This window comes from Providencia sp. 2024EL-00732 (assembly GCF_044006275.1).
In the GTDB taxonomy this organism is placed as follows: domain Bacteria; phylum Pseudomonadota; class Gammaproteobacteria; order Enterobacterales; family Enterobacteriaceae; genus Providencia; species Providencia huashanensis.
The window spans coordinates 1-20,807 of record NZ_JBIPDG010000019.1; the positions used below are offsets into that span (position 1 = coordinate 1).

At 33.5% G+C, this 20,807-nt stretch carries 36 protein-coding genes and 1 pseudogene; 9 read left to right on the plus strand and 28 right to left on the minus strand.

Annotated elements, in window-relative coordinates; translation table 11 throughout:
* From ACHB7C_RS19465 to ACHB7C_RS19490, 6 genes and pseudogenes are all read left to right on the plus strand, one after another.
* Positions 1-184 (plus strand): annotated as a pseudogene (locus tag ACHB7C_RS19465) (hypothetical protein); the annotation flags it as partial.
* Positions 185-208: 24 nt separating this feature from the next.
* Entirely contained in the window at positions 209-700 is a 492-nt protein-coding gene (locus ACHB7C_RS19470; RefSeq protein WP_395348257.1) for a hypothetical protein, read from the plus strand.
* A 43-nt stretch (positions 701-743) separates the two neighbouring features.
* On the plus strand, positions 744-1,106 hold the full coding sequence (locus ACHB7C_RS19475) for a hypothetical protein (protein ID WP_395348259.1): 363 nt from the start codon (positions 744-746) through the stop codon (positions 1,104-1,106).
* A complete protein-coding gene (locus ACHB7C_RS19480) occupies positions 1,087-1,581 on the plus strand; it encodes a hypothetical protein (protein WP_395348261.1) in 495 nt (164 codons plus the stop codon). The genes ACHB7C_RS19475 and ACHB7C_RS19480 overlap by 20 nt, the downstream gene beginning before the upstream one ends.
* A 14-nt stretch (positions 1,582-1,595) precedes the next feature.
* Positions 1,596-1,940 (plus strand): hypothetical protein, encoded by a 345-nt coding sequence (locus tag ACHB7C_RS19485; RefSeq protein WP_283656948.1) that lies wholly within the window; start codon positions 1,596-1,598, stop codon positions 1,938-1,940.
* Between the two features lie 142 nt (positions 1,941-2,082).
* Positions 2,083-2,433, plus strand: coding sequence for a hypothetical protein (locus ACHB7C_RS19490; RefSeq protein WP_395348263.1), 351 nt, complete (start codon positions 2,083-2,085; stop codon positions 2,431-2,433).
* A 232-nt stretch (positions 2,434-2,665) separates the two neighbouring features.
* Here ACHB7C_RS19490 and ACHB7C_RS19495 read toward each other — a convergent pair whose 3' ends face one another.
* The 9 genes from ACHB7C_RS19495 to ACHB7C_RS19535 form a co-directional block, all read right to left on the minus strand.
* Positions 2,666-3,490 carry a SprT-like domain-containing protein gene (locus tag ACHB7C_RS19495; RefSeq protein ID WP_395348265.1) on the minus strand — a complete coding sequence of 275 codons (825 nt, stop codon included), beginning with the start codon at positions 3,488-3,490 and terminating at the stop codon, positions 2,666-2,668.
* A gap of 46 nt (positions 3,491-3,536) precedes the next feature.
* Entirely contained in the window at positions 3,537-3,785 is a 249-nt protein-coding gene (locus ACHB7C_RS19500) for a hypothetical protein (protein WP_395348267.1), read from the minus strand.
* A 45-nt stretch (positions 3,786-3,830) separates the two neighbouring features.
* A complete protein-coding gene (locus tag ACHB7C_RS19505) occupies positions 3,831-4,121 on the minus strand; it encodes a hypothetical protein (RefSeq protein ID WP_395348268.1) in 291 nt (96 codons plus the stop codon).
* Between the two features lie 61 nt (positions 4,122-4,182).
* The gene (locus tag ACHB7C_RS19510) at positions 4,183-4,503 is read right to left on the minus strand and encodes a hypothetical protein (protein ID WP_395348270.1); all 321 of its coding nucleotides are present in this window, start codon (positions 4,501-4,503) and stop codon (positions 4,183-4,185) included.
* 47 nt (positions 4,504-4,550) lie between these two features.
* Entirely contained in the window at positions 4,551-4,733 is a 183-nt protein-coding gene (locus tag ACHB7C_RS19515) for a hypothetical protein (protein ID WP_395348272.1), read from the minus strand.
* Positions 4,734-4,811: 78 nt separating this feature from the next.
* Positions 4,812-5,039, minus strand: coding sequence for a hypothetical protein (locus tag ACHB7C_RS19520; RefSeq protein ID WP_283656954.1), 228 nt, complete (start codon positions 5,037-5,039; stop codon positions 4,812-4,814).
* Positions 5,040-5,084: 45 nt separating this feature from the next.
* Positions 5,085-5,705 (minus strand): ParA family protein, encoded by a 621-nt coding sequence (locus ACHB7C_RS19525; protein WP_336432722.1) that lies wholly within the window; start codon positions 5,703-5,705, stop codon positions 5,085-5,087.
* Between the two features lie 422 nt (positions 5,706-6,127).
* Positions 6,128-9,469: an LPD7 domain-containing protein gene (locus tag ACHB7C_RS19530; RefSeq protein ID WP_395348273.1), complete on the minus strand. Its 3,342-nt coding sequence runs from the start codon at positions 9,467-9,469 to the stop codon at positions 6,128-6,130.
* On the minus strand, positions 9,459-9,815 hold the full coding sequence (locus tag ACHB7C_RS19535) for a plasmid mobilization protein (protein WP_395348275.1): 357 nt from the start codon (positions 9,813-9,815) through the stop codon (positions 9,459-9,461). The genes ACHB7C_RS19530 and ACHB7C_RS19535 overlap by 11 nt, the downstream gene beginning before the upstream one ends.
* A 337-nt stretch (positions 9,816-10,152) precedes the next feature.
* Between ACHB7C_RS19535 and ACHB7C_RS19540 the strand changes: the two genes are divergently transcribed.
* The 3 genes from ACHB7C_RS19540 to ACHB7C_RS19550 all read left to right on the plus strand — a co-directional run bounded on the left by ACHB7C_RS19540 (position 10,153) and on the right by ACHB7C_RS19550 (position 12,220).
* Positions 10,153-10,677: a hypothetical protein gene (locus ACHB7C_RS19540; protein ID WP_395348277.1), complete on the plus strand. Its 525-nt coding sequence runs from the start codon at positions 10,153-10,155 to the stop codon at positions 10,675-10,677.
* A 3-nt stretch (positions 10,678-10,680) separates the two neighbouring features.
* The gene (locus ACHB7C_RS19545; RefSeq protein WP_395348280.1) at positions 10,681-11,394 is read left to right on the plus strand and encodes a transcriptional regulator; all 714 of its coding nucleotides are present in this window, start codon (positions 10,681-10,683) and stop codon (positions 11,392-11,394) included.
* 247 nt (positions 11,395-11,641) lie between these two features.
* Entirely contained in the window at positions 11,642-12,220 is a 579-nt protein-coding gene (locus ACHB7C_RS19550; protein WP_395348282.1) for a hypothetical protein, read from the plus strand.
* A gap of 60 nt (positions 12,221-12,280) precedes the next feature.
* Here ACHB7C_RS19550 and ACHB7C_RS19555 read toward each other — a convergent pair whose 3' ends face one another.
* The 19 genes from ACHB7C_RS19555 to ACHB7C_RS19645 all read right to left on the minus strand — a co-directional run bounded on the left by ACHB7C_RS19555 (position 12,281) and on the right by ACHB7C_RS19645 (position 20,524).
* Positions 12,281-12,640, minus strand: a complete 360-nt coding sequence (locus ACHB7C_RS19555) for a hypothetical protein (protein ID WP_395348283.1) — start codon at positions 12,638-12,640, stop codon at positions 12,281-12,283.
* Positions 12,641-12,702: 62 nt separating this feature from the next.
* A complete protein-coding gene (locus tag ACHB7C_RS19560) occupies positions 12,703-13,179 on the minus strand; it encodes a hypothetical protein (RefSeq protein ID WP_395348285.1) in 477 nt (158 codons plus the stop codon).
* On the minus strand, positions 13,169-13,510 hold the full coding sequence (locus ACHB7C_RS19565) for a hypothetical protein (RefSeq protein ID WP_395348287.1): 342 nt from the start codon (positions 13,508-13,510) through the stop codon (positions 13,169-13,171). Before ACHB7C_RS19565 ends, ACHB7C_RS19560 begins: the two co-directional genes overlap by 11 nt.
* Positions 13,511-13,562: 52 nt before the next feature.
* Entirely contained in the window at positions 13,563-13,892 is a 330-nt protein-coding gene (locus ACHB7C_RS19570; RefSeq protein ID WP_395348289.1) for a hypothetical protein, read from the minus strand.
* 93 nt (positions 13,893-13,985) lie between these two features.
* Complete coding sequence (locus ACHB7C_RS19575; protein ID WP_395348290.1) at positions 13,986-14,192, minus strand: hypothetical protein; 207 nt, start codon at positions 14,190-14,192, stop codon at positions 13,986-13,988.
* A gap of 8 nt (positions 14,193-14,200) precedes the next feature.
* Positions 14,201-14,428, minus strand: coding sequence for a hypothetical protein (locus ACHB7C_RS19580; protein WP_283656968.1), 228 nt, complete (start codon positions 14,426-14,428; stop codon positions 14,201-14,203).
* Between the two features lie 47 nt (positions 14,429-14,475).
* Positions 14,476-14,673, minus strand: coding sequence for a hypothetical protein (locus ACHB7C_RS19585; RefSeq protein ID WP_283656969.1), 198 nt, complete (start codon positions 14,671-14,673; stop codon positions 14,476-14,478).
* Positions 14,674-14,739: 66 nt separating this feature from the next.
* Positions 14,740-14,943 (minus strand): hypothetical protein, encoded by a 204-nt coding sequence (locus ACHB7C_RS19590; protein WP_395348292.1) that lies wholly within the window; start codon positions 14,941-14,943, stop codon positions 14,740-14,742.
* A 666-nt stretch (positions 14,944-15,609) separates the two neighbouring features.
* Complete coding sequence (locus ACHB7C_RS19595; RefSeq protein ID WP_395348294.1) at positions 15,610-16,113, minus strand: hypothetical protein; 504 nt, start codon at positions 16,111-16,113, stop codon at positions 15,610-15,612.
* A 23-nt stretch (positions 16,114-16,136) separates the two neighbouring features.
* Positions 16,137-16,418, minus strand: a complete 282-nt coding sequence (locus ACHB7C_RS19600; RefSeq protein ID WP_395348296.1) for a hypothetical protein — start codon at positions 16,416-16,418, stop codon at positions 16,137-16,139.
* 1 nt (position 16,419) lies between these two features.
* Positions 16,420-16,695 carry a hypothetical protein gene (locus tag ACHB7C_RS19605; protein ID WP_395348298.1) on the minus strand — a complete coding sequence of 92 codons (276 nt, stop codon included), beginning with the start codon at positions 16,693-16,695 and terminating at the stop codon, positions 16,420-16,422.
* A gap of 214 nt (positions 16,696-16,909) precedes the next feature.
* On the minus strand, positions 16,910-17,194 hold the full coding sequence (locus ACHB7C_RS19610) for a hypothetical protein (RefSeq protein ID WP_395348300.1): 285 nt from the start codon (positions 17,192-17,194) through the stop codon (positions 16,910-16,912).
* Positions 17,195-17,247: 53 nt separating this feature from the next.
* A complete protein-coding gene (locus tag ACHB7C_RS19615) occupies positions 17,248-18,030 on the minus strand; it encodes a ParB/RepB/Spo0J family partition protein (RefSeq protein ID WP_395348302.1) in 783 nt (260 codons plus the stop codon).
* A 75-nt stretch (positions 18,031-18,105) separates the two neighbouring features.
* A complete protein-coding gene (locus tag ACHB7C_RS19620) occupies positions 18,106-18,339 on the minus strand; it encodes a hypothetical protein (RefSeq protein WP_395348304.1) in 234 nt (77 codons plus the stop codon).
* 50 nt (positions 18,340-18,389) lie between these two features.
* Complete coding sequence (locus ACHB7C_RS19625; RefSeq protein WP_395348306.1) at positions 18,390-18,716, minus strand: hypothetical protein; 327 nt, start codon at positions 18,714-18,716, stop codon at positions 18,390-18,392.
* A gap of 52 nt (positions 18,717-18,768) precedes the next feature.
* A complete protein-coding gene (locus tag ACHB7C_RS19630) occupies positions 18,769-19,104 on the minus strand; it encodes a hypothetical protein (protein ID WP_395348307.1) in 336 nt (111 codons plus the stop codon).
* 92 nt (positions 19,105-19,196) lie between these two features.
* Positions 19,197-19,640 carry a hypothetical protein gene (locus ACHB7C_RS19635; protein ID WP_283656978.1) on the minus strand — a complete coding sequence of 148 codons (444 nt, stop codon included), beginning with the start codon at positions 19,638-19,640 and terminating at the stop codon, positions 19,197-19,199.
* 101 nt (positions 19,641-19,741) lie between these two features.
* On the minus strand, positions 19,742-20,176 hold the full coding sequence (locus ACHB7C_RS19640; RefSeq protein WP_395348309.1) for a hypothetical protein: 435 nt from the start codon (positions 20,174-20,176) through the stop codon (positions 19,742-19,744).
* A gap of 165 nt (positions 20,177-20,341) precedes the next feature.
* Positions 20,342-20,524 (minus strand): hypothetical protein, encoded by a 183-nt coding sequence (locus ACHB7C_RS19645; protein ID WP_283656980.1) that lies wholly within the window; start codon positions 20,522-20,524, stop codon positions 20,342-20,344.
* Positions 20,525-20,807: the final 283 nt, after the last annotated feature.

Consider the following 20,807-nt stretch of genomic DNA (forward strand, 5'->3'; position numbering starts at 1 on the left):
AAAAAAATATTCACCTGCATTCGAGTTTTATATCAAAAAACTCAATAGAAAAGATAAGTTACCTCGCGGAAAATACTTTAAAAACAGAAGGGCAGGTCATAACCCTGTTATCATGGATGAATTCTGGATGGGTGTAAATAGCTCGGCTTTTAATGAAGCTTACAGACGAGCCAGATCATATTAATTGACGAATTAAGGTGGGTTTGAAATGGATGATTGCCATTTAGTATTAGAAGCCAGAAAAAAAAATAGAGCTATTTTTAATGATATTAAAGTAACGACAAGGATGTTTTCTGAGGTTGGGTATAATTACGCAAAAAGACAAATTAACTTGAAGTTTTATTGGTTGGGGATGCTTTTGTTTTTTGTTTTTCTGTTTTGTTTTAATTTGATTTTAGATAAGTTTATATCCCTTTCTTTATTCTATAGTTTTTTTGCTTCAGGAATTGCTTGTTTTTTGATTTGGGTATTTAAAATCAGCAAGCATTTAACGAGTGTAGAGGACTATATTGATAGTCTTTTAAGCCAGTATATACCCAATGACAAAGAGGCTTTTGATACACTGATTGATAAAGTTAAGACTTCACCTGATGAGTTTTTGTCGTTAGTGCGTAAGTGGGTAGAGTTAGAGGTAGAAACTTACAGGAAAAGAGATTTAATCAAAAAAGATTATAAATTTATCAGGTCAAATAAAGTTTAGGTAATTATAAAATTGATTAATTAATCGATTTTAAGGAATAACTATGAATACTGTAAGTGATTTTCAGAATACATTAAAACCGATTATTGAAATGATTTTAACCGTCAATAACTATGTACTGATAGTTACGATAATAGCGATAGTATTTTTTGATAAAACAAAACTCATGTATCGTATTGCATTTTCCTATTCAGGTATCGGATTAGCATTTTACTTTTATGGACATTACTTTGTTTACGATGAAGTGTTAATTGATATAAATAATACACCTCCGTTTGCACTTACTATGATGAATATTGGAATGCTCACTGTTCTGGCTTATTGGATTTATTGGATATATTACATGGGAAAAGTATTGGGTTTATTTAAAAATGAGGATAAAGCTGATGGTAAAAAAGACGCTTAAATCTCGCTCTATTAAATCGTATCTAAATGAATATAAAAAAGATAATTTATATTGCCAACATTGTCATAAACAATTAGAAAGAACCTCTCTTGTCTATAAAAAACAAGCTTTAACTAAATATGCTATTTCGGAAATGAGAGAGAAAATTAATGAGGCGGCTTGGTTGTTAATGAAAAGCGAACTCATTATGCTCTGTCGATTCTGTCGCGATATTTATTGTATGCCTGAATGTTATTTTTTTGATTTGAAAGGTTTTAAAAAGTATTTAATTAAAGCTAAGAAAATGACAAAAATGACGATCCATGAATATGTTATACGCTTAAAGCGACTTGATACAATATTTTCAAAGGCTCAATTTAAAGTAAAAAGCAATTTACTTGACGACTTTAAAAGTCAGTTCGAAAGTGAAATGACGAAAGAAATGTTCATTAACTATTCGGTTGCGATATCTGTTTATTTAAGATACAAAAACTAAAGTAAGAGGTAGATATGAAAAAGTTTTTTATTAAATTTCTCGGTGGTTTTACTCAAGATGAAGTAAAAGAAATCAAAAATGAAAATTTTCTTTTACATGAAAAACAGAAAAGATTAGAAACATTATTTGAGAATATCTCACGTTATAAAGGCACCTATCCCGCATGTAAAGCTTACAATGAGTTTCTTGAGGTTATTTATCATAATGACAAATATTTATCAGATTATGTTGAAGAGTATCTAAAAAAATTGTGTATTTCTTTTATTGTTTATTTTAAAAGTGAAGGTAATCATCAGGCGGTAGAGTATTGGGAGAGGATGCTGAGTGATTCCGAAGAACGTAAGAAAGGGTGTCGTTAGGTTAAAATTAGTTAGGTGATTATAATTACTTTGATAATCACCTATAAAAACAAATGGTTATAATACTCATTTAACATAAATATGATAATGCGAACTGTGATTAAGTTCTGTGATAAATAAGAATTGTAGAGGGCGGTAATAAATGCAAATGAAAGCGTATTTTAAAGCAATTGAATATCAATTGAGCAATTTCAGCCAAGAACAAGATATCAATTTAACAAAGGCAGTACTTGTTTGCAAGAAAGCCCAAGAAGAGATTGAACAAAATTCAGGACCATTAACCCCTGAACGTGAACACCTTGCTTTTATCCAATTGAGTCAACATGTCTGTGAATATCTCGATCACAATGATGATTGTGAAAATCCTGAATTCTATCTGGCAATGCAACGCCTAGAAAACGAATGCCTAGGTCGAATATTAAGTTATCGATTAATGATGGGATGGTTAGTTAGAGATAAAGAGGCTCCGATTCAATTTAACGCATTTTGCTAGCAAAATACGATTAGCCGGTGCATCGAGTTAGTGTTTTTTGCTAGCAAATTTACATTGGCCAACAACCAGGATTAATGAAAAATGCTAGCAAAAAAGTATAAAAAAAACCTCACGTGGTGGGCGAGGTTCTTAAAACCATTGATAGGTGGTTTTAGTATAACGTTACGTTATCATCTAAACGCCTTTATTATACAATACAATTAAATTGTATTGTACACTACAAAAAACCTAATTAAATAATTTCCAATCTAACACCACAATCACCACATAGGATATTGGCTGAGGGTTTAGCCCATACATTCAGCCCACATGCACTACAGGTGAATTTAGCCCGTGTTCCAGTACCTTTTATAGGTGGTCTAACCGTTATTTCTGGTTCTTCCTCTTCCTGATGTCGATCAGGAACGTTCTGGCTTTCACTTTCTTTTATATTAATAAGTTGAACCTCGTCTTTTTGTATTGTTCTCGTCAGCTTATCAATTAATTGTTGTTCGTTATCAGGCGTAACTCTTAGCCAATCATCCAAAATCGCTTCATACCGTTTGGACGGAATATATTGTTCCGCGCCCCAACGGTCATACCAAGAAATTGAAAAACCATTTTTCAATAGGTCATACACAGCCGTTTGAAAGCGCCCTCCCCTAATGATGTATTCATTCATCTGTTGACCTGTTTTTTTTCCCCCTTCTCTGCCTGTGCTCGATGGCATTAATCCAATTTGTTCCATTTTTTCAGCCCACACTTGATCGTGATAGCCCTTTCTCGCTTTCTTCACTGGCATATAATACTGCCAAACATGCACCATCTCATGAACTAAAGTCGATAAGGTTTCTATCAGTGGATAGCTTCCAAAATAGTCGGGATTCATTGCCAGTTCAGACAATTTTGATTCACCAACAAACCGTTCAGGGGAAAAATACCCCATTGTATTTTTTCCTCGCTGTAATGTTATGATTAAGTCTGGTAAATCGTTATCAAATAAGGTTTGATTAAAGTAATCATAAGCTTGCTGTAGTTCGGTGTAAGCTTTAATTGTTGGTTTTTTAGGTTGCCCCATCTACCTTTCCTTAATAGCATTAATGCATGTTTTCATTATTTCATGATTAGTCAACACATTTAAATAGACTGATTTGGGCTTGTTTGTACCGCCTAATAGTCTCTTTGATCTCCTCAAGCTCATGATCTTTAGATGCTAACTCCCTAATTAACTCGTCCTTCTCTCGGCTTAGAGCAATGTAATCAGTAGCTGCCGCAAGGATAGCGGTTGAAGCCGTTTTCATACTTAAAAAAGCTTTCAATTTTTCTATTTGTTCATCTTCTTCTTGCTTGGTTCGTAGCATTAACTTAGCCATATCAACCTCTTTGTATTGTACAATACAATTACTGACACAAAAAAATTATCGTTCATCAATTATGCCGTTAAGTATTTGGGTATTGATGTCTAATTTATCCTGCTTTATATCTGTCTTTGCTTGAACTTGCTTAGTTCTTACACTGATATTTCCATTAGAATCTGTTTCTAAGGTCATGCCTGCCATTTTACAGCGTTGTTTTGCTTTTTGAGCTGATACGGATAATTGGCAATCATTCAGTTTAATGGTCTTACTTGACGTTCTGATATTAATAGAGGCTATCGCCAATGTTGGCGTTAATACCATCAAAACAGGAAGTAATTTAAAATTTATCATAACATTCCTTTTTGTCGCGTTGGAATGATTTAATGATATCATTAAATCATGATTGCATGCTCTAATTTCTATTAATTATTAGCCATGATTTCCCGATAGGGACAGGCGTAATGTAACGACCATTAGGATATGCAATCATATTCACAGGCTCTACCTGATTTTTACATATCCGTTGTTTTACGTTAATAATCCAGCCCTGCCCCACCTCTTTCATTTCTCCTACATACTTACACAAATTAGAATCAACAAATTGCACAACCTGTTCTGCATCATCGATTCTATTCGCATTAAGCACTTTTATTTCATCTAAGTCCTTTACCTGTGCCATTGATACAACAGGTAACATCATTAATAAAACAGGGATAAGTGTTTTTCTAAGCATGTTAGACCTTTTTCAATTCAGCATGATTTAATGATTTCATTAAATCACTATTTGATTAGGTATACCATTCCAAGAACAATAGAAAGGCAACCCAAAATTTGAGATAGCTCTTTAAATTCATGCTTATAATTACTTTTTTTAGTAGAAAAAGTAATTACCACTGCAATAATAGCCGCAACCACGCTAGCTATGTAAAAATATTTAGGGGCTAAGTCCATTAAATAATCCATCTTAAATAACCCTTATCATACTGATTTAACGTATTTTTATGTTAAGACAAGCGCTTTGATCATGATATAATGATTTCATTAATTCATTTTATTACGGTACATTTCATAGCTTGTTAATAACATTTCAGTCATTGTGATCCCCTGCTCTGCTGCATAAGCTTTCATTTCTTTATGCTTACTCACAGGTATCTTTATTTGAATTGGTTTAATGTCTCCATCAGGCTTTGCCCCCTTCCCTGTTACATCCAATGTAGGTTCATTTTCTTGAGGAGGGGTGAGCTTGATATTTTTTTTGGGTGCTTTCATTTTTACTTTCTCTTCATTAAATAATTAAAACATTAATTCATGATATCATGTATTAATGATATCATGAACCTCTTCAACCATGTTTTTAGCAATTGAATTTAATGATTTAAATGGTGTTTCACTTAATGAACGCCCTTGATCTAGGGCATTGCCGTAGCTGGTCTTAAAAGGAATAATGGATTTCAAAACCTTAAATCCCCAAGCAGTTATTGTTTCCTGTGCTTTTACCCCTTCCGCATCCGACGGTGATTTAACAACAATAAAAACTATTTTCTCTTTGTTGATACCTTTCTTTATTAACTCTCTCGCAAGTTCTAAGGATGGCTCTAGATCATCAATCGTTGTTCCTGTAGAAACCAGAACCAAATCAGATTCATTAGCCACATCTAATGATGTCGTTTCAGCAGCGGGGCGACCATCAATTATGAGTAAGTTATATTGATCCTTAATTTTCACTGCCGTATCAACTCGACGATATAACCCACAGTCAATCATAGGAAGTCCAGCCTCTTCTCGACGCTTACACCATTTTAATGACGTTTGTTGCTTTTCATCGATATCAGCAAGATGAGTTTTCCATCCAGCCTCAGTAAAACCTGCGGCTAATGTTCTTGCGATTGTACTTTTAGCACCACCACCTTTTTGACCGATACATGACACTATCATGATTTCATCCTTTCATTATTTCATGTTATAGGTAGCATTTTGTCATAGAACCAAATACAATAAAAGCATTATTTCATGCATTCATGCTATCATGATTTAATCATATCATGATATTTTTTATAAAAATGTAAAAATAGATGCTTTGAGCAAAAAATCGAGCGAAAAAAAATAATGTTAACAAAATGATCTAAAACGGGAAATTCTGTAATTTTACTACAAAATAAAGCGGGGCGGTTTTGTGATGATCGGGTAGGGGGTGCCTCTAAAAAAAGGGGTTCCTTAACTTTAAGTCAAGTAAGAGGGCGATTTTTACAAAAAATTTCCGCATTTAACATAAACCCTCTTAATCGCACCTCTTTTTATGACTAGTGATTAAATTTATCTCCCTCACCACAGAAAGTCTATGATGAGGGAGCATGGAACTATAAGTTACGCCCTTTATTTTGCTCTTGGGTTTTCTTATGCTCGTTTTGTTGGCTCTGTTCTGGGGCATGTTGTTCTTTGGCTTTTTCAACATTACTTTCTAGTTTACCACGTTGTTCTTTAAGTGCATCGAATTCACTGCGAGACCATGATTTAGATTTCATATGCTCAACGTGTGCATTAAGCTGCTTCTCTGCGTGTTTAAGCGGGGATTCCACATTAGCATTCGGTAACTTACTAATGTTGATAGAAACAGGCTCAACTTTACGCATATCGATATCTTTCGTATTAATTCCCATGCGGCTTAAATCTGATTCAGTAATGCCTTTTAACTCAGTAACCATTTTATCATCGTGTTTAAAGGCGACCTTAAACTCAACTGATTTTTCAAAACCATCGTCTTTATGAACTGGTACGACGATAAGCTTGTTGAACTCTTTGCTGTCAATGGTTGGGGCAGTATCTTGTGTTTTTTCTTGTGCTTGTTTTGATGTCATATCCGCGTCTAAATCAGCTTTAGATTGATCTGTGGCTTTTAGCTGATGGTTGTTTGGAAGTGGATTTAGAGCTTCACTGTTCTGTATATCAGCTATTTCTTTGCTAATTTGCTGCGTTTCTGTTTTTTCAGGGGTTAAACGATCATTAAAATCATTTTTTAAATCTTGAATAGGTACGTCTATACCAGTTCGCTCCTTGATTATTTCAGCATTGACCTCTGCTTTGATAGTTAAGAACTTATCATTATTGATATGACCAGATAACACTTGATCAGTTGCTGAATTAATTTTTTCTGTTTGTTCAGTATTCATCAGGCTATTACGATAAATATTATCGTTAACTAACCCATTCCTTAAAAATTCAACTTCTTTAACTGCATTATCTTTTTCTGGCTTCGCCTGATTATCGAGTTTAATGTCTGGATTTTCGGTAATCGTGTTGGTTTGCTGTTCTTTTAGCTCTTGGTTAGTTTGTTGTTGAGCGTCTTTCAGGCGTGTCACTTCTTTTAACATCATTTCATGATATTTTTCTGGCTCTAAAATAATTTTCATTCCTTTTTCGGCAGCAGTGAGGGCGATTGTTTCTTTAAATGCTTCACTGCCTGATAAGCGTAATGCACCACCGTATTTTTTTTCTGCGTACTCTAACATCATTGCAGCTTCATTTTTGCTGATGATACTTTTTGCTTCAATATGCGTTCCTGTATCTTTAAAAACAACTTCTTTAGTTTTGTGATTTAGATATTCAACCTCTTTATCTTTTTTATGAGCAACCAAATCCGTGAGTTTCTCCCCTGATTTAACTTGAGTTTCAAAATCATTAAATTGACGTTTGCGTGCAACAGATTTTTCAAATGTAAAATCGGTATCTGCATTCATAATTTTATTCATAGTATAATTTCCTTTTTCAGTTAAAACGGTTTTAAGAAGTTCCTGCTGATGTAAATCATTCGGTTTCCAATGATTATGTATCGCATTTACAGTACTTCTTTTCGCTTGCGTGATTTTATTTAAAGATTCAATATCTTTCAAATGATTAAACATTAAAAATCCACGTTCGACTTCTTTTTTACGGTGATCCTTAATGGCGTATAATGACTTTAATTCTGTTTTATACCCAAGCTCTAAACCTTTTCTTTCTTCTCGATAAAAAGCATTTAATGCTTTTTTTGCATTTTCACGTGAAGAAGTCCTTTCTTTGGATTGTTCACGATTCAATGGAACTCTTGATAAAACAGATAAGAAAGGTTCGTTTTTTTGTTGAGATTCATTAATCGTCAATAAATCCATTTTAGCATCTTCCCATGATAAACCTAAATGTTTTGTTAAAAAATCACTCGCATTTAAATTCAGTTTATCAACACCAAACCGAGGACTATTATCTTTTGCGAACGTAATTTTATGCAATTGGGGATCAATATTATACTTACTGACGCAGTAGGATAGAAAACGTTCTGGCTCAATCGTCTGTCTAATCTCTTTCATCAGTTTTAAATCATTATCAGTGGGCTTATTTTCCAATTTAAGAAGCGTTTGTTGAATTGGATTGGTTACTCTTCCTCTTCTTCCTGAATCCTGTGTCCGTCGCATTCCGCTACGATAATGTTGTCTATCTTGTTCCGCGTTTTGTATAGCACTACGTTCATGAGATGACAATACAGCGTTAGGTTGTTGGGTTGTTCGTTGTCCGTATCCTCGTAACTCGTGAACCATGTTGCGTTCTTGCAAAGATGACAATCGCTCTTGCGTGGGTCTGGATTGAGTTCTTTGGGAATTAAGGTTAAAACCTCGCTCCGTATTTCGTCCTCGCTGTAATGGTCTAGAAAGCTTTTCTCTTGGTTCTCGTTTAAGTTTGTTTCGCTCATTATACTGATTCCTTAATGTTAAAAGCATATCCGCTTTTTCGATATCATTGGATTTTGCATAGCTTTTTCTAAGTTTTTCACCTGCGGGGTGAATGTGTTTTATTTCATGGCTGGTTTTACTGCACCACTCATGTAACGCTTTTTCAATTTGCTTGGGAGTGGGTTTAATTAACGGAATAGTCCTCGTTTCAATAAATTGTTTAGAGAATAGGGGACTTTTCAATCGGGTAAACTTAGTTTCATTTGGTTGTTTAACACCATAATATTGATTCGATTTACCTTGATTATAAGTTTTGACTTCCCCAAACTGTGATAAATGCGTTAAAAAATCGTTTTCTGTCCTAATGTTTTTACTTTCAATATCAGAAATTAGTGTTTGTTTAAACGCTGATTTTGCTTCACTGAATAGATCGCCTTTCATGCGTGATAATACATTCGCATGATTCTGGTCACTCACTCTAATTCCATCTTTCGGGCTGGCTAAGTTGAACTTGTTGTTTATGTGTTCTTGAATAGCATCAAGACTTTTAATGTTAAATTCACCACGACCTCTAGGATTCAAATGTTTCCCTGTTACCAAGTTCTTTTCAGGAATAACAATATGAATATGGGGTTTTCTTTCAATTAGTAAACCCGTTTTTTCATCAACGACATTTTTAACTTTTGGAATATGTGCTTCGGCATAAAAACAATATTCATCTTTATCATACGCATTCATTAAAAGCGTTTTATATTCTTCGCAAACCGCTTTCAGTGTTTCTTCATTGATTTGATTTTCGTGAAATGAAAGTGAAATATGCAAGTAGCGTTCTTGCCCCTTATCAGGAATACTTTCAATAACGTGATCTAATTGCTCAATGTTACCATCTAAACATAGTCGATAGTCTAAATCATCACGCCCAAGTTCACGCCCTTGTTTTTGCCCTGTTTCAAGGTAATAAACAATTCCACTATTACCACCGCCTATCCTACTTAACACGTTCTATCCCCATCATTAAATTATCGGTAATAATGCTCAACTTACGATACCAATCGGTTAGCTGCTTTTCGGTTATCGTGTTTTCTTTGTATGCAATGTTTATTTGCTTGGCTATCTGATTCAGATTATTGCTAGCTTTGTTTACCAAAAAGAGGATTCGGTCATACTCTGGCGGTTTTCGTGTTTCAAGTTTTGGTATTGCATTAACTTGTCCAAGCACCATCATACGAAAAAACTCACTTTTACTGACATCCATTTTTTCAATGATGTCTTTAAAGGGTGCATATTCCTCATCGGTCAATCTAAACGACACCATGTTTTTTCTTTCTATTTTTGATTCTTTCATAGGCTCGTAGAGACTCCTTTAATTTCCAATTAAAGCCGCTTTGCGGGGGTATTAGGGGGATTTCCCCCTAAGCACGTCGATTATACATGAAGCTTTAGCCTCATGTATACATCGCCCTCGTGCCTGTAATTTTGTTTTGTTAGTTTAGGTGTAAAAACAACAACCAAAAAGAAAGCAAAAGAAAAGCATTAAAAACACAAAAAGAAAGCATAAAAACGAAAAAACAACATTAAGAAAGCAAAAGGAACACAAAAAGAATACAAAAAGAAAGCAAAAAGAATACACGCTAATTTGACATACATATTTTTAGATGATAAATTTCAATAGAGGTGAAAAAATGAATGAACTAGATGCTTTTTGTGCTTCTTTGAGAGAAAAAAAGTTTAAATCATTACAAAAAATCATAGATATTCATTACAATGAATTACAAGCAGCTAAAGAACTGTACGGCTGGAAATCTGTAACTGAGTATATCAATGATAAAACCCACTCATCTATGCAAGTCAGTTTTATCAAAAACATGTTCTATCGAACGGAGAAAAAACTAGGATTAATCAAATCTGATAAATCAAGAAAAACAGTGCATAAAGAAAATTTCAATCAGGGTGTAAAAAAACCATCGACAACAACGATTGAAAAAAGCGATAATAATAATATTGATTTTTCTAATTTTACAAATTTAAACCCTTTATCGATGAAATTGATTTCAGATCACAATTTAACACTTGATGATTTAAATGAAATTGGTATAAAGGGGATATCAGATAAAATGACCGTTTACAATAAAATCAATCGATTTTGTGAAAATAAAGTTTCACAAGCTAAACGCGAAAAATATCAAGACATAATGAAAAAGGATTAAACAATGAAAACAGTTGTAATGAATAATAGTGGTAATGTAGGTAAAACAACTATCTGCCAAAATCTTTTATTACCTCGATTACCTGAATCAGAAGTCATTCGCGTTGAAACATTGAATGATGATGGAGACAGTACAGGTGAAAAACTCGGTGCAGACGATTTTGATAAAATCTTTGAAACGATTTTAAGCAGTGATGATGTCATTGTTGATGTTGGTGCATCCAACGTTGAAATGTTTAACTACAAACTAAAAAATGAATTTATAGGTTCACATTCATTTATAGATTACTTTATCATTCCTGTCACGCCCGAAGAAAAACAGCAGCGTGATACTATCGAAACCATTTTAATGCTATTGGACATGGATGTTGATGCGGATAAAATTAAAGTTGTCTTTAATCGCATTAATCCTAAAAAAGACATTCACTCACAATTTTCAACATTGATTGATAGCGATAAACTTGAACTCTACAACTTTAAGTTTGATAACATTGATGTTGGCATCAACAACGCAGGGCTTTTTGATTCATTAAAAAAAGCCGATATTGAATACTCCTTTATTCGTGACCTATCTCTCGCTGAGTTAGAAGAAAAAATTCAAAACGAAGATGATAAAACGAAAAAAAGTGAACTGAATATTTTAAAATTTTACAAGATGGGATTTGATAGTTATCAGTCCAACCTACAAGCGGTCTTTGAAACGCTCGAATTAAAATGATTTTAAAAGGGCGTAATAACGCCCTTTATTTATTTGAGGCTATATGTATATAGTGGATATTCTCATCGTTATTCTCTCAGCTATCGGTTTTATAGGAATATTAACTTTATTTACATTCATTTTTATTGAATTAAAAAACTGTATTAATCTAAAGGTTATCTCTTTCATAGGAATGTTAGTTTTATTTACATTTCTATACTGAATTAAAAAACTTTACCAATCTAATAAATCAAATAAGGATTAATCTATGTCAGAAATTGAAAAAAATGAAAGTCCATTAAAGGAATTAAACACCCTTAAAGCTTTAGAAGCAATACAAGATAATCCTGAGCTTCGTGGTTTTTTTATGAATGGATTATTAGAAAATGGTTATGAATTAGAAAAACTATTAAAATCATTGATAGTCAATTTACCTGAAACCGTTGATGAACGTGTTGCCTGTCAAATACAAACATCAATTGAAGAATTATCTCAAAAATTAGATGCCATTCATGAAGCTATAGGGGACTTACCGCAAAATCTCGATCAACAAGTCGCCTTATTCCGTGATGTACTGACTGAAACCCGTCAACAAGTTAATCAAGAGGTTGAAGCCTTACAAACTAAAGTAGAGACCATTAGCAGTATGGCAATAAATGTTATAGCAAAATCAATGCGTGATAATGTCCATGTTTTTGAGAAAGAACTGCGTGAAGCAAAAGATAAAGTGTTCTCAGAAGGCGTAGAAACAATTAAAGAAACTAATCGGCACTCTAACTTAATTTTGATTGTTGGGATCGCTGTAATAGCAATAGGTGCTCAGGTGGTTGGTTATTTTTTAAAGTAACTGCCTTGCAATAAAAAACCCGCTAATGATACGCGGGTTTTTTATTTTCTTTTCTTCATTTCAATTTTTTTCTGGTTCACCAATGCCTTTCATATCCAAGCTGCTGACGCACTCAAAATCTTGAGCGATAGAAACATCCTTATATTTATCGCTAATCACTTTATTCTGTTTCTCTATGTGCTCAATTAACCCGTAACATTCCGAAACGCTTCCCGTGGGCGTAACCGAAGTAATGACAAAATCGTTTAAAACCGTCCCGCGATTCCAACGAGACATATAGGCGCCACTTCTACTGGAAGTGATCAGGTAATAACGCGATTTTTCCAAGTTATCAATTTTCTTTGATAACTCCGCTATTTGTTGCTGTGTCGTTACATCCGTTATAGAAGTACCCGAACTTATGGCGTAAGGAATGGACATTCCCAATAAAAGAGTGCTTATAGCGTAGAGTGAGGGTAACATCATGTTTTTCATAACAGTCCTTATAAAGGATTCAATAGTAAAATGATATTCAGCAATATGACACTTGAAACTATCAGGTATATTTTTTTTGTTCTTCGCTTTGCTTGTTTAAGCATTTCAGGATAATCGCGTATGATGTGCTCTGCAAAATTGATATAGAGCTGGCTATTTTCATCGTTATTTTGTTTATTCATCGCTAACAGCATTCTAGCGTATCTTAATTGTTGACGAGCCTCTAAAATGCCTTGAAAAAAATAGACTATTTTAATTTTTAATTTTCTTCGTTTTAAATACTGGCTGTTTTCAATTTTTCTCAACAACAAATCTCCGTGATTCAAAAAATTAACTATTCCATTTTTTAAAAAATAGTAATCCTTGTCGTCACCTTTTACACTATTTCCTGAACTTTTTAAGCATAATTTAAAACATTCAATTATTACATTGTAATCCTTTTTTAAAAGGATTTTATTTACTTTCCTTTTAACTTTACAAGTCACTTGCGCCCCCTACCCAAGAAAAGAAACAGTATAATAAACAAAGTATAAACATCAAAATCCACATATAAAAAATAACTGACAAAAAATAAATTTTAAAACTAATTACCTCACTATTATAAAACGAATAAGATAATAGGTAAATAAATAAAAAAACAACAGATAAAAAAACACAGAGTATTGAAAAATTAACTAATCCATTCAAAAAATTATTCTTTAAAGTTATAAAATAACTCCCATATGCCATATTAACAGCACCAAATAATAAAGCAAAAACAACACCTAGCGCTCCAAAAAAAGCTGTTATTTCATTCATATACTCATTAATCCACATACAATCTCCTTACTAGATATAAAGTGGGCTATCCTTTGATAGCCCAATATTGTTATAAATGTGTATTAAGTCCTGTTTCTTCTGTAAAAATCTCTTGAAGTTGATCCCAATAAACGCCATTAACTTCTGAAATCACTTCTGATGAATAATCAAATTTAATTTTTTTCAGCTTGATGAATTTCATTGTGTACGTATCTGACGGGTCAAGGATAATTTGAACACAATTAATTCCTTTTTGAGCAAAGCGAGTCGGTAATTTTACTTGCAGACCATTCTTAATGGCTAATAACAAATGACGCTTTACGCCTGTCATAGCAATAAAACGATTACCGCCTAACTGAGATAAAATAGTATTTGCAATATCGATATCTAATTGTGACATATTTAAAACTCCTGCCTATTGGCATTTAGTGGTAGGGAATATTCCCCGTTTCAGTAAAACATTATGCCCGTTTTCGGGCGCAATTGCAAGCAATTAATTGTTTTTTTTATCTCTACTTCCCAAGTAATAGAAGAAATTTGCAACCCTAATCACTTCATTAATTTGTTCCTTGCCCCACGTTGATGATCTAGGAAGCGAAAATAAAAATTTCCCTGAATCATCATAAACTTGGATTTCGTTATCTTCTTCTACCCGTGCAATTTCAATATTATTGATATCAATATAGTTAGTCTCAATCATTTTAACCCCTAATAGTAGTGATTCATGGCTAATACATCACTAAAACCAATAGGAAAACCATCTTTAAAATAAAATGTGATTAAGTCGTAATACCCAAGATGTAAGTTTTCCATACTGTTATATAAATCAGGATTTGGTGATTCTATCGAGCTACTCAGATTAATGTAACCTTCGTTCGCCAACTCCGTAAAATACTCTAGCAAATCAAATAATTGGGATTCAGTGAGCTTTGACATAGTAAACCCTTTCAAAAAGCCCACGAATGGGCTTTAGCTACAAAACCTTAAAGTGTGACTTGTGCACTTGATACACAAAACAAAAAGAGCAGGGCAGAAAGGACGGCTGAATAAACAAAATCTACCGAATCATGATTTTTTATTTCGTCCATAAAGACCTTAAATTCCTTGCCTGTCATGGCTGGCATTTTAACGGGGATTCCTTGCTTAACACATTCAATCAGTGATAACATTTCTTTTGACATATTTAAACCTCATTTAACTATGTTGATGTGATAACCGCTAGATTGCCCTCTAGCGGTTATTTTCTTTTAAATCACTTCATTCGCGACAATTTCAAAATATCCCATTACCTCTAAACGCTCAGCTTTGATTGCCAGTTCTTCCAAACTGGTAAATGTTCTGGGTTGCGTCTCAACATTTACAGGGGTTCCATGTACATTTAACCCTTTATACACAAGAATAAACGTTTTTGGTTGATTAAACGGAATCGTCATAATTACTTTAGCGGTCATTTTAAAACTCCTGCCTATTGGCATTTAGTGGTAGGGAACACTCCCCGTTTCGATATAGATATTATGCCCGTTTTCGGGCGTAAATGCAAGTATTATTTCTCTGTATTTCATTTTTTATGCCCTTTAGGGCATGTCAGGCAACCCACGAAAGCCGAGAAAAACGCCCTATGTTGATTTGCCGATAAAATCGGGGGGATTTGAAAAGAGCAGGGAACACCTCCTCGCGCTGATTAGCCGTGAGCGGAGCGAACTAAACGGGCACAGAACGCAACACAACACCATTTTCAGACGGTCGGAGACAAAAGATAGGGGAAACATCACCTGACAAAATAAAATTCAGCACAGTGCATTTGATAAAGGAAATCTATAGAACAGGAAGTTTTTATCTCTGCTAGCAAATGCCACTCTTCCTGGTCAATGGCCAACCTTAATTTGCTAGCAAAATTCGCTTTTTAGTCACACCGGTTAACCCTATTTTGCTAGCAATTTGCATCTCAAACTTTGTGATACCGAGTTACCCACCGCAGTTAAAAAATCGCAGGTACGCCTACGCTACGCTATCGGCTACCCGTGCGCTACGGATTGCCGCACTTTTAAGGGTGCGGTAATCCTGCTCGATTTTTTAAAGCCGTGGATAACTCTACTTTATTCATCGGTATTAATCCGTCACATTTTCGATTTGCATGGCTTACATCTAAATTCTATTGATATCCACTCATTCAAAAAGTGATTATAGACAATAGTACTTTGAGTTTTTTGCAATTTATCTTTTAATAGAGAAAACTGCTCTTCATTATAAGGATTGTATTGATTCAATAAGTTATTTATTTTTTCTTGTAATTTTAAGGTTCTATTCGCATTATTAAATAACTTAAAAATATCTAAACTAAATACACATATAATAGGAAGTGTAAATGCAAGGGCTATAACAATAAAAATCAACTCGCTTCTTTCGTTTGCTTGCGTTGCAGCAAAAACAAAGAAAATTGTGAGTATTATATATATAAAAAACGATAGAGGGACAGTTCTATACCAACTCCAAAAGCTAAAAATAAACGTTTTACCATTTTTTTCATCTTTATATATATTGTTTTCCTTTTCAAGGATTTCATTAAGTTTAAACTTAAAGTAACATATTTCATTGAAAAGCTTGTCATTGTCTGTTTGCATTTTATATCCTTATTTTCTTGCATCTAACTTATCTTTGATATTAACCAAATACCAAAATCCAAAGAAAAGTACATTCCTAAAACAATTAGCAGCAACGCAGTAATCACCGCAGAGAGTATTTTATTGATTTTTCCTCCGCGATTATATGTCATTAAAATTAAGTTAACGCCAGCAATCACATAAAGAATAAAGTAAAAAGCAGGATGAATAGAAAAATACTGATTAGTAAAAAATAGACCTATAGCAACAAAAATCATTATAGTGAAAATAATGGCAATTATTTTTTGTAATTTAATTAAATTCATCTTAGTTACCACTTGATAACGGGAGGATTGCAGCAAATACACCTAATCCGAAGCCGATAATTAAAATAAATGTTAGAATGGCTGATAATATACGGTTAACTCTACCTCCGCGATTAAACGCCTGCAATACGATATTAATCGCAGCGACAACATATACTACTAATAACACAGGTATCTCAATCGAAAATTGTTTGCCCGACAAAAGTAGTCCAATCGTTGCAAAAATGACAATTGCAAGAATAAAACTTGTTATTTTTTCCAGTTTAATTAAGTTCATTTTCATTACCTGTATTTTTTCTGTACAGCAAATATTCCTTTAAATATAAAACACTCAAAATCAACATAATCAAAGCAGGAATAATGATTAAAACTGTATTTAAATCAAACCCATACTTGTTATAGCTTCGTATAACCGTTATAGATTGGAGTATAAAGAGAAAGAAAAACCCAAAAACCTTTTTTAGATAAGGCTGATTTTTATTCATTTCGAGTTATCTCCAAGTAAGTTTAAATTCTTCACAAAATAACTTAGTGAGTTCTTTGCAAGGTAACAGCGAAAATTCTATATTCTTAAGAGTAGTGAAATAATACTCAGTTTCTAACAGTTTTTCACGAGTTGGCTTGATGCCTTTGAGTTTATCGGCTTTTGACACCTGATTACGCTTAAACTTTTGAAAAACCAACTTATATTTTTCACCATTATGAAAAACAGAAAAACACTCACTAAAGGTATTTCCTTTTACTTTTCTAAAAACTAACTCATATTCATTGCTCATTTATTTTCCTTTGAAAAGAGCAACTTAATATTAAGCTGCTCTCTATCTATTTATCAATCACTACCTTTATCTTCGCTGATTTCAATTTCTGGCGCAAACAGTTGTTTATACAGTTCTAGCGGGATAGATACATTCACTGAATCCCCGTTAATTTCAGGCTGTGCCTCTGCCACAATATCTAAAATCTTAGTCACTGTTTTTTTAGGTGGTGTATATTTTTTCGGCTTGTCGCCTTGCAGGGCTTTTGTCAGGGTTAACTTACCTTGTCGGATAAGTTTTTTCGTCTCAATCGGTAAGTCATTGACTTTTTTCATGTAATAAACATATTGAACTGTTTTTCTTACTTTTGCGGCAATTTCTTCCACCGTGAAACCGAATGCATCTAATCGTGATATCCCCTCAGCTATTTCAACAGGTGTAACCTCTAATCGCTGCCCTGTATTTATCATCAGCAAAATATTTTTTGCTTCGTCTCCTTTTGATTCTGATACTTCATGGCGAATAATTTCAGCCCCTAAATTCGCGTTCGCTTCTAAAATCGCCATGTATCGGTGAGCACCATCGACGATCACCGCTGTCTGTGTTTGCTCATCAAAACGTACAATAATTGGCGGGAAACGGTCGCCTTCTGCATAGCAACTGGCTAATTGCGAAACATACTCTTGAACATGCGGTTGTGACCAGTATTCATCAAATCCTAACCCCGCATAGCGAATATTGTAATCTGTTGGTAAAACTAATTTTTCGATATCGAGTATGAATGATTTTTTGGTTTTGACCGTTTCTTTGTCTAAACGTGAAAGCTGGTCGATTGAAGTGGCTTTTTTGTTTGTCATTTTAAAAACTCCTGCCTATTGGCATTAAGTAGTAGGAAAATCCCAAATGATGTAATTAAAAATAGTTTAATTAGATCACTTTTTATTTTTGATTAAACCATATTGGGGATGTGTGCCCGTCAATAGCATGAAATATTCACATTCAGCAGGGCTTAATAACTGTTTTCTAATAACTTGAGTGCTAGATCGCTTATTTATCCATGTTTTTGCACTAATACCCAATAATTCCGCCATTTCCTGATCGGATTTTTTCAATTCTTTTTGAAAGAAAATTAAGTCTTTTGGGTGTACATCTTTTGGATTTATCATTCATCCTCCGTATATCAGGCGTTAAAACGCCTGATAAGTTAATTTATCTATTATAAGCTGAACATACCTTTTAAATTTTCACTATAATCACTTATAACATCTTCACCATTACCGTGAATCAAAGTTATAAATCCATAGTTTTCAATTTCGCTACGATTAAATTTTGAAATTTCTTTTGATAACACTAACAGCTTTTTGATTTTTAAGATGGTTACTTCTGTATCTCCAATTACTGATAGTATATCTTTTCTATTTCTAGTCGTTTGCATTGCAACATCTTCCTCGTCACGAACACAAATAGCTAAATCTTCATGAGCCAGTATTGAGTCAACCAAATTAGTTATAATTTTTACTTCATTATCAGGTACATGTTTCATAATCATCCCTTTGCTGTTATTGAAAAGCCCACGAATGGGCTTTATTGCTTAATTAATACCAAGAGCTAAAAAAGTGTTCTTTATCAATAGAGGTTAAGGAGGCTTGCTCAAACTCTTCAATTTTAATTAATGGCTCAGAACCATGTTCTTTAACCTGACGACGTAACGGGTCGGCAATAAAATCATTTAAAATAGGTTTTTTCTTACCAGACATAGAGCTATCAAGAACCGCCTCAGCTCGAATTTCCCTGACCGTAACGGTTTTTTTACCATGTAACGAAATGACTTGATAAAAATTCACGTTAGTTTGCTCATATCCCCAAGATGATACAAAAACATCATTCACAGAAACCGAACCATTACGAAAAACTAATTTAGATGTTGTCATTTTAACACTCCTGCCTATTGGCAATTGATAGTAGGGAACATTCCCCGTTTCGATATAGATATTATGCCCGTTTTCGGGTGTTAATGCAAGTGTTATTTTATAATATTTTCTGCATAAAAATCAGAAATATAATAAATTATTCCATCATGACATAAATAACCATTTTTTGGAGATGATAGAAAGCCCCCGTTAGCGCCAACTATTTTCAATTCACAATTGTTTATGACATACTCCGCCTGTTTACGAGCTTTTATTGCATTGTCTCTTATTTCGTTATTCTGTTCATCTATGCTAGACATCATTAGCATGTATAAACTAATTAATGAAATTATTAAATATATAATAACTATATATGGCTTTAGGATTACAAATTTATACTGTGTAAATACAAATAAAATAGTAGCAACAATTGAAATAATTGAAATAGATATAAAAAACCGACTATTTATATCATGATTAATAATAAGTATAGCAATGCTTAGGCTAAGAGCCGTACAAAAACCTGCGAATGTACCTTCTTGATTTGAATTTTCCATATATAAAAACCTTATTATAATATTGCCTATTAGCTTTTAGTAGTAGAAATTATTTTCATGTTAAAATAATTTCTTACTCTGAGATAACCTAACCATTAATTTTATTTTTCATCATAAAAATCAATCGTTTGAATTGCATTATCATATTCTTTTTTACTTATTTTTTTCAATGTGTCATTTTCACATAAAAAATATTGATAATAATAATCCCTCTCATACTTCTTGCATTTTTTAAAATCATCTAATATATCATTTGCATTATCTAACTCTATTTCTCTATAGCGTTCTTGATATCCTTTGTAAGTTTTTATATCCATATCTTTTAGATAATAATCACCTGAGCTAGTAGATCTGCATGATAAAATTACTTTCTTATTTACTTGTTCACTTACAGAACAATCATTTATGATATGATCAAGCCGTTCATATTGAAAATTTTCAATAGTATTACTCCATCCTAAGACAAACATAAGAAATATGATTAAAACTAAAATTAACTCAAAGTATGATGAAGCTGTTGATTCAGGTGAACTCATTTAAAAACTCCTGCCGATTGGCACAGTGGTAGGGAACACATCCCCGTTTCGATGTAAACACCACACCCGATAACGAGCGCTAAGTAAAAAGCTATTTAATGAATTTCTTTAAAACGTTTTTATACAGTCTATTTATAACCCCCTTTTTCAGGGGGTTATTTAAACCTAAATTCCAAGCTGTCGTTTTGTGTATTCGATATCTATATAATGCGTCCAATTAGCTTTATAAAACTCAATCGCTGCTTCATGAAGCGTGAGGAGACCTGCTTCATATTCAATTTTTACAGATTCATGAAAAGCGGGAATATCAAACGGTTCATTTGGTTTTCTTTCTTTTTTGTTTCTCATTTAAAAACTCCTGCCAATTGGCATTTAGTGGTAGGGAACATTCCCCGTTTCAATATAAATATTATGCCCGTTTTCGGGCGCCAATGCAAGTATTATTTGTCTGTATTTTATTTTTTATGCCCTTTAGGGCATGTAAGGCAACCCACGAAAGCCAAGAAATACGCCCTATGTTGATTTGCCGATAAAATCGGGGGGATTTGAAGAGAGCAGGGAACACCTCCCCGCGCTGATTAGCCGTGAGCGGAGCGAACTAAACGGGAACAGAACGCGACACAGCACCATT